The organism is Enterococcus sp. (assembly GCF_022711995.1).
Classification (GTDB): Bacteria; Bacillota; Bacilli; order Lactobacillales; family Enterococcaceae; genus Enterococcus_D.
In genome coordinates, this window is record NZ_JALAHI010000106.1 from 1 (window position 1) to 8701 (window position 8701).

At 37.8% G+C, this 8701-nt stretch carries 5 protein-coding genes; 3 read left to right on the forward strand and 2 right to left on the reverse strand.

The genetic code is table 11. The annotated features are described in order from the left end of the window. Together Q0A12_RS10315 and Q0A12_RS10320 are read left to right on the forward strand one after the other, a co-directional pair. On the forward strand, positions 1–1211 hold a 1211-nt coding region (locus Q0A12_RS10315), incomplete at its 5' end, for a PTS transporter subunit EIIC (RefSeq protein ID WP_291292564.1). A 67-nt stretch (positions 1212–1278) separates the two neighbouring features. Continuing rightward, entirely contained in the window at positions 1279–3510 is a 2232-nt protein-coding gene (locus Q0A12_RS10320; RefSeq protein WP_291292565.1) for a family 78 glycoside hydrolase catalytic domain, read from the forward strand. 209 nt (positions 3511–3719) lie between these two features. On the opposite strand, the gene Q0A12_RS10325 is transcribed toward Q0A12_RS10320, so the two are convergent. Both Q0A12_RS10325 and Q0A12_RS10330 read right to left on the reverse strand, forming a co-directional pair. Further along, the gene (locus Q0A12_RS10325) at positions 3720–5111 is read right to left on the reverse strand and encodes an MATE family efflux transporter (RefSeq protein WP_291292566.1); all 1392 of its coding nucleotides are present in this window, start codon (positions 5109–5111) and stop codon (positions 3720–3722) included. A gap of 342 nt (positions 5112–5453) precedes the next feature. Then, on the reverse strand, positions 5454–6080 hold the full coding sequence (locus tag Q0A12_RS10330; protein ID WP_291292567.1) for a helix-turn-helix transcriptional regulator: 627 nt from the start codon (positions 6078–6080) through the stop codon (positions 5454–5456). A gap of 603 nt (positions 6081–6683) precedes the next feature. Between Q0A12_RS10330 and Q0A12_RS10335 the strand changes: the two genes are divergently transcribed. Continuing rightward, the coding region (locus Q0A12_RS10335; RefSeq protein WP_291292568.1) for a MucBP domain-containing protein at positions 6684–8701 on the forward strand (2018 nt) is incomplete at its 3' end.

The following is an 8701-nucleotide window of genomic DNA, read 5'->3' on the forward strand; positions in this document are numbered from 1 at the left end:
ATATAAATGCTATTAAAGATGGCATGCTTGCTTATATGCCCTTTGCATTCATTGCTTCAATTTTTCTAATCATTTCATATTTTCCAATTCCTCAAGTAGGAGAGTTTATTTCAAGTGTTTTAGGGGTTGAACAGTCTGTCTGGCAAGCCAAGCTAAACTTGGTGAACGATGCGAGCTTAGGTGTTGGTGGATTACTGGTTTTGCTTTCCGTGAGCCGTTCCTTAGCAGATAAAATGAATATCAATGGGTTACAAGTAACGATGACTGCAGTTGTCTCCTTTCTTTTGCTCGTTCCTTTTTCAGTAGAAGAGAGTGGTAGTTTTATTGCAACATCATTCTTGGGGGCACAAGCTATTTTCATTGCACTCGTTCTATCGATTTTGACTTGTATGATTTATCGCTTTATTGATCATAAAGGAATAAAAATAAAAATGCCTGCTGCGGTACCGCCAGCAGTTTCTGCTCCATTTGAATCGATTATTCCTTCTCTCATCGTTATTACCATTTTTTGGCTTGTCCGTTTGTTCTTTGATGTTGCTTTACAAAGTAATGCTTTGGAAGTGTTTAATACTATCGTCGGAGCGCCATTGAAAATGATGGGTGGCTCTCTTTTAGGGATCATCATTGTGAAAATATTCAGCCAGCTGCTTTGGTTTTTTGGGATTCATGGCGACTCAATTGTCAATGGTGTGATGACACCTATTTTTCAAGTTCTGCAAGATGAAAACCGAGTAGCTTCAATAGCAGGTGAAACACCGACAAACATTATTAATCAAAGCTTTTGGGATGGTTTTGCGAGCATAGGAATCATTGGTTCTATCTTAGCGATTATCCTGATTGCTAAAAGTAAAAGATATAAGGAAATGAAAAAAATCGCAGGGATCCCGTACATTTTTAACGTAGGTGAACCAACCTTGTTTGGTATTCCATTAATGATGAATATTACCTACTTTATCCCTTTTGTCCTAAGTAATGTGGTTTCAATAGTAGTTTCCTACTTAGCATTTGCTTTTCATTTTGTCCCTATTCCAACTGGATTAGCACAAGTTCCTTGGACGACGCCTCTATTAGTGAGCGGCTATCTTGTAACAGGCAGTATTGCAGGCTCAATATTACAGGGAGTATGCATTATTTTAGTAGTCGTTGTATGGTTTCCGTTTGTTAAGATTGCGGATAGCCAAAATATAAAAGAAGAAAACGCAGCAGAGTGATCAACATTAGGCAAGTGAAAGAGGCGAGATAATGGCCAGTGAGTGGATATTTAATGGACAGTGGATAATGGATAAACCTTTTGATTATCGCATGGAGGATCAAGATTACTATACGAACAATCCTCATACGTTACTCAAGAAAACATTTTTTTTAGAAAATGTAGCGGAGGCAAAACTTTATGTTGCATCCTTAGGTTATTATCTGTGTTTTATCAATGATCAACGGGTTGGAAAAGCAGAATTAAATAGTGATTGGACAAATTATACCCGTTGTATTTATTATGACGAATATGATATTACGAGTTACTTGAAAAAGGGCGAAAATACAATATTATTCGAGTTAGGAAATGGCATGTACAATCCTGCTCCCCTTAAATTATTTGGCAAATACAATTTGCGAGAAAGATTGGCGGAAGTTGGAGATCCTAGACTAATTTGTGATATGGTAATGAATGATTCACTCATTGTATCAAGTGATCATTCGTGGGAAGCCAAGCAAGGAAATCTGCTATTCAACAATCTCTATTTAGGAGAAAAAATTGATTTTACAAAAGAAAGTGGTAGTTGGGCATCTGTAAACGTAGCGCGCTTCACTCAGCAATCACTCATGAAGAAAAGCTTTATTCCAAAAATAAAAAAACAAGCATCAATGAATGCTACGAAAATAACCCTCTTTAAAGAAGGGATATTCGTTGATTTTGAAGAAACGCTATCAGGGTTTATTTGCGCCACATTCGATTGTATTTCTGAGAAAAAAATACGGATAAAATATGCGGAAGATTTTTGTAATGGTCAATTTGATTTTGGTTCATCTTATGCTGGCAGTGTAGGGGCCACCATTCGTAATGGAAGGATCAGCGGTGGAAGTGGAGCACCAAAAGAGGGGCTGCAACAGGATGTCCTCATCTGCAAAAAAGGACGAAACATTTTTGAAAATCGCTTTACTTATCACTCTTTTCGTTATGCTTATATTGAAGGGTGTTCGTTAGAAGAAATAACCGAAATTAAAGGAATACCTGTATTTACCGAAGTTAAACAGGTGGGCTTTATCCATACCGATCATTCCTTTTATAAGGAATTATATCAAGCCTCTATTCATACCAAAAGAAACAATATTCATAGCGTTTTTGAGGACTGTGCCCGAGAACGATTGGGGTATGGTGGGGATATGGTTGCTTTAGCGAAATCAAATCTGTATCAATTTAATTTAGAGACATTGTTGAAAAAGACAATTAATGATTTTCATTATGAACAAACGGAATTTGGTGGAATCCCAGAGACAGCTCCTTATATGGGCATTCAGACAAATGGTACCGGGCCAAAAGAGGGACCATTATTATGGCAATTAGTCTATCCCTATGTCGTTGCGAAACACTATCAATTTTATGGGGATCTAGCTTTTGTTGAGCAACAGTATCCATTTATCAAAAAGCAATTAAACTATTTATTATCTAGAGAAATAGATGAATTAGCAAAATGCTGCATTGGTGATCATGGCAGTCCACTGATTGCTGGTAATTTTTCTGCACAAACACCAGACAAAGAGTTTGTAGGCTATTGTACGATTTTGCTATTTATTCACTGGAATATTCGATTACGAGAGATTCTTAATAAAAAAAGTGTGTGGTTGGAACAGCAATATGATAGGATCAAAACACTAATCAATTGTCGGTTCTTGAATGAGGATGGTTCATATGGAGAGGGGACTCAAACGTCGTATATCTTTGCTCTGTACACGAATCTGGGAAATTCTGAGATATTAGCGACGAATTTAAGAAAAACTATCGAGGAAAATCAGTTTGTATTTGATTCAGGAATTTTTGGGCACGCTTTTGCTTATGAAGTTCTCAATAACTATGATATGAATGACTTAGTTGAAAAATGGCTTTTACAAGAGTCAGCGATCAGTTTCAAAAAGATGTTAGAAAATGGCAACAAAGTTTTATCTGAGTTGTTTACAGGAACGCAACTGTCAAAAAATCATGCGATGTTTGCTAGTTATCCTCAGTGGTATATGGAAGCTGTTGCTGGACTTACCATTGCTGAAGAAGCCATTGCATGCTCAAAAGTCATCGTTTCCCCTTATTTTCCCAAAGATATGAATCATTTTAAAATGGAATTTGAAGCAAAATCTGGGATATTTAAAGTGTCATGGGAACGAAAAGCAGGGCAACTAATCTACCGATTGAGCTATCCTGAAGCTGTTGAAATCAATATTGTCCATCGCACAAATTACCATGTGAAAAACATGACGGCAGACAGACAATGCTTGCAGATTGTCTACACCGAGAGTGAGTAAATCAATCACTAACATACAATACCCGAAAAATGAAGTTAATTCGGTTCATTTTTCGGGTATCTTTTTTTCGTTAAAAATAAGTCGGAAAATCTCTTGATAGAGAAAGTTGCCTCAGTAGAATTTTTTAAGAAATACTAATTGACGTTTCGCGTTTTCAACGATTCCAATTCATTTATCCAATACCACGAAACAAATACCTTCAATTATATCTACGTCAACTGATGCTGATACCATTTTTTTCCTTTAAATCGTAGCAAGAATATTAAGCCGCGAACCCCCCATTCTAAAGTCATCACAAAATAAATCCCTGTTAATCCATAGTCCAAGACGATCCCAACGAAATACCCCATACCGATTCTGAAGATCCACATCGATAACAGAGAAGTCAGAGAAGTAAAATTTGCATCGCCGGCTGCCCGCAATGCCGAAGGAAGAATAAAGCCAATGCTCCATGTCAAGAAGTGCATAACAATGGCGATCAGATACAAGTGATAAATTTCCGGTAAAATGGCAGCAGGTGGATTGAACAGCTTCATGCCTAGTGGGAAGAAGGGCAGCAGACTTAAATCAACTAGGAGGAAGGCAATCATGCCAGTGATAACAAATGTTTTGGTTAGTTTTTTGGCATCGGCGATATTTTCTCTGCCAATGCATTGTCCGACGATCGGGACCAGGGACGTGGCTAATGCGCTAGGGATGATTTCAGAAATTTGAATCCAGGAGGAAGCGATTGCATTTGTAGCGATGACATTGGTTCCAAAACTGACGATCATTGTTTGAATAATGATTTTTCCGCCATTGAAAAAGAGAGATTCGGCCGCAAAGGGAACACTGACTTTCAATACTTTAGTAATCACGTGCAGTTGAATGTGTAGAAAGTCTTCTTTCTTTAATAAAAACAGAAAGCGATTGGCTCGCAGAGTATAAAAGGCGAAAAGCATTCCCAGAAATCGCGAAAGCAATAATGAAGCAACTAATCCTTCCATTCCCATTCCTAGAATACTAATGAAACAAACATTCCCAACGATATAAACGAAGTTCATCAATAGTGAAAGTTTCAAGGAAGCTTTGGTACGACCAATTCCCCGCAGACTGCCATTGGTTCCTTCAATGACCGCTTGTAGAGGATAAGAAGCCAATAGGCCTAGTAAATAAAGCCGGGCATTTGCTAAAACAAGCGGCTCTGCATGACCAAATAAAAGTTGCAAAATTCCTTGGTGGAAACAGGCGATAAGACTACTGATCATTAAAGCCATCAACACTGCACCATAGACAGTTCCGCTGCAAACTTTGCTCAGCTGATTCATTTCTTTTTTGCCGAAGTACTGTGCCATCAGCACAGTTCCTCCTAGTCCAACGGCAGTAAAAACATTCACCAGGAAAAAGTGCAAACTACCTACCATACTGACTGCACTGACTGCAGTCGTTCCCGCTGAACTGATCATAGCGGTATTGATAAAATTAAAACTGACCAGAAAGAACTGGTCGAGGACAACCGGGAAAACAAGCGACAGAATAAAACGATAGGAGACATCTTCACCAGAATAGAAATGCTTCAGTTGGTCAATAAAACGGCGGACTTTTGAATGAACAGTTTTCAACGAGGACACACCCTTAACTCTATTTTAAATGCACACGTGTTCATTTTTATGCTATCCTTTCTCACCTTTTCTGTCAATGTGGAAAAATGGGCCTATCCATTCAATTTATGAATGGATTCAATAAAAAGGGACTTTACCATAAGTCTCCGACAAGTCACACTATCCGAAAATTATATAGTATTGCTCCTGCAGTGGCTCCTCGTCGCAAAAGTCAGAGGAATCTAAATCTAGGGCAAGAGAACGTGATTTGGTTTAACTTGTTGGATGATGACTTATGGCACAGTCCCTTATCGAATTAGGGCCATGAATGCTTCAGAATCTTCTTGGATTCGATAGGTTTGATCAAAAAATGAACTTGCTTCGTTCAAAAATGGTGAGGATGCCGAAAGCTTTAAACGTTAAATAGGTAAAATGACCATAATTATGCCCAATTTCATTCAACACCGAGGAGTTGGCATTTCGATTTGACCAATAAGTGAATCCCAAAATGATTGCTACGATCAGAAGTCCCTTGCCGAGTGTGAGAAGAACTGCTTTTACTGAGACAGGTTTCTTTTTTAGCATAAAAAAGCCAATCAAAAATACGAAATCGACTAATAGTAGAAAATGGCTGACAGTCGTCCACAGAGAAACGATCCCAGTTGGTGTCAAGAAATCCACCAAAACACAGAGAACAATAACGGTTAAATTAAGTAAATAAGGGATAAAATGAAAATTTGGTTGGCTTGTTTCTTGAATGGCCGTACTATCTGATTCAATATTTGCCATTTCATGGTCAGAAGACAACAAGGCTTCTAAGTTTGTTTGATACAATTCACTTATTTTTACCAAAGTATCAATATCCGGAGTGCTCCGGTTGTTTTCCCAATTAGAGATGGTTTGTCTAGTCACAAATAATTTTTCCGAGACTTCTTGTTGCGTGAAGCCCATTTTTAAGCGACTTTCCTTCATTTTTTCTGCTAAACTCATTTTTCTGCTCCTTTTGATTTATCCTATCATATGTGGAAAAAAACTAGCAACTTTTAAGCAACGATACCCGTAGACTTCACAAAATGTATCTAAGTATTTATTAAATTAAAAAATGATGAAAAATTAAATACCGTATTTATTGGAAAAGGGACGAGAATTTTTTTAGGTCAGAAATTAGCGACTAGGGAACAGACTGTATTTTTATTGCTTACAGTTTTTTTTAAGGAGTAAGAAGTAATCGGTTCACTGTTTGGCCATGAAAGTTACGTTAGACAAAAGGATAAAGATGGTATTCCAATTTTGGGGAAACGTTGATAAATCAATGATGCAAAGAATCTTTGCATTGATTTGACATGGTCTTTGCTTGATAAAAGCAGTACATGAGGCATAAACTGCATACGAGGTGAGCGCCATGCAAAGGAAATAAATCATTGTATACGTGGTTGTTAAAGAGAGCTTTTTTTTACAACGAATAGAAAACGAATGCAAGAAAATAAATGATGGATCAAATAATTGTAAATTAAAAAAAGATAAATTATACTGTTTTGAAATCTGGATAACGTGTGTTTTATTTTAAAATGAAGAAGGTTAAGGTGAATGTTTGTGAAACAGAGAATTAAGATTTATTTATCATTGGTCATCCTTTTAAGTGCCACACTAGGAATACCATCACTTACAGTTTATGCGCAATCTCAAACAAGTGCCGTTCTAGAAAGCACGCAAGAAACTTTAGAAACTTCAAGGGAAAGTCAGGTTGAGGAAAGCAGCTCAGTCGGCACCAACACAACGACAAGTGCAGTCAATGATCTACCTTCCTCAAGTTCAGTAATAGAGCAGACTGCTAGCAGCGAGAAAATGAGTAAAGAAACTGACGGAAATGTAGGAATAAGTGAGACTCAGATTTCAACAGAAGAGAGATCAACGTCTTCTGCAGAAATAGCTCTTCGAGCAGCGAAAGTAGCGGAAGCACAATTGAAAATCCATGTTTCGGATAGCAATGTTAGTCAAGGAATTTCGGGTGTTTATTTTACCTTTACTTCTGTAAATTCAGGCAAAGAGTACTTACTAGTCACTGATCAGAATGGCGATATTTCTGCAAATGTTCCCGCAGGGTCTTATATGTTGAAACAAGTTGGTACAACTGATCAAAAAGAAAATTACGGTTTTACTTCCACGGGAAACTCTATCGAGCTACAACCGGGAGAAGTGAAGTCTTTATCTTTATATGAACGGCATATCATTGGCGAATATATTTTTGGTAATAGCCCAGACACCATTCATCTCCCAGTTGGAGGAGCTTTTGACTTTACCACGCAAGCACTAGGAATTGAAGCCTTCAAACTGAATTTTTCAGGTGCGATTGAAAAAAGCATTTCTGCCTCACAAATCTATCCCTATTACACCAATGTTAACACCAATATTCCTGGAAACTATGTGGCGATATTTAGGACAAGACAAGCTACCTACAATGTGGACACCACACATATCGTCCATGTGATCGTGGATCCAGCAAGTTTAGGCGAAGTAACAGTCAAGTATGTGGATACTGCTGGAAATGAAATCCACCAAGCACAAACACTAATAGGGACAGTGGGAGAAGCATATGATGCAGAATCTGCTAATTACCAGTTAACAATTGATGGCTACACATTAGATACTACGCAATTACCAGATAATATGACTGGAGTTTTTAGCGATGTCGCCCAAACCGTATCCTATATCTACACCAAAGATCCGATCCCGGCATCGGATGTAACGATTAAATATGTGGATAGTGAAGGCAAAGAAATTCATGACTCACAAACACTAAGTGGCAACATTGGGGAAAAATACGATGCCAGTACGCCAGATTATCAGTTGCCAATTGACGGCTATACATTAGATACTACGCAATTACCAAATAATATGACTGGATTTTTTAGCGATGTCGCACAAACCGTATCCTATATCTACACCAAAGATCCAATCCCCGCAGCAGATGTAACGGTTAAATATGTGGATAATGATGGTAAAGAAATTCACGAATCACAAACACTAAGTGGAAACATTGGGGAAAAGTATGATGTTAGCACTGCAAAATATCAGTTAACAATTGACGGCTATACAATAGATACTGCGCAATTACCAGATAATATGACTGGAATTTTCAGTGATACAGTCCAAACAGTGACCTACGTCTACACCAAAAATCCAATCCCAGCAGTGGATGTAACGATTAAATATGTGGATAGTGAAGGCAAAGAAATTCATAAGTCACAAACACTAAGTGGAAATATTGGGGAAAAGTATGATGTTAGCACGGCAAAATATCAACTAACGATCGATGGCTATACATTAGATACTACGCAATTGCCAGATAATATGACTGGAATTTTCAGTGATACAGCTCAAACTGTAATCTACGTCTACACCAAAGATTCCATCCCAGCATCGGATGTGACAATCAAATATGTGGATAGTGAAGGTAAAGAAATTCACGACTCACAAATAATAAGTGGAAATATTGGGGAAAAATACGATGTTAGCACGGCAAAGTATCAACTAACAATCGATGGCTATACATTAGACCAAAGCCAACTGCCAAACAACGTGAAAGGGACTTTTAGCGATACAGCCCAAAC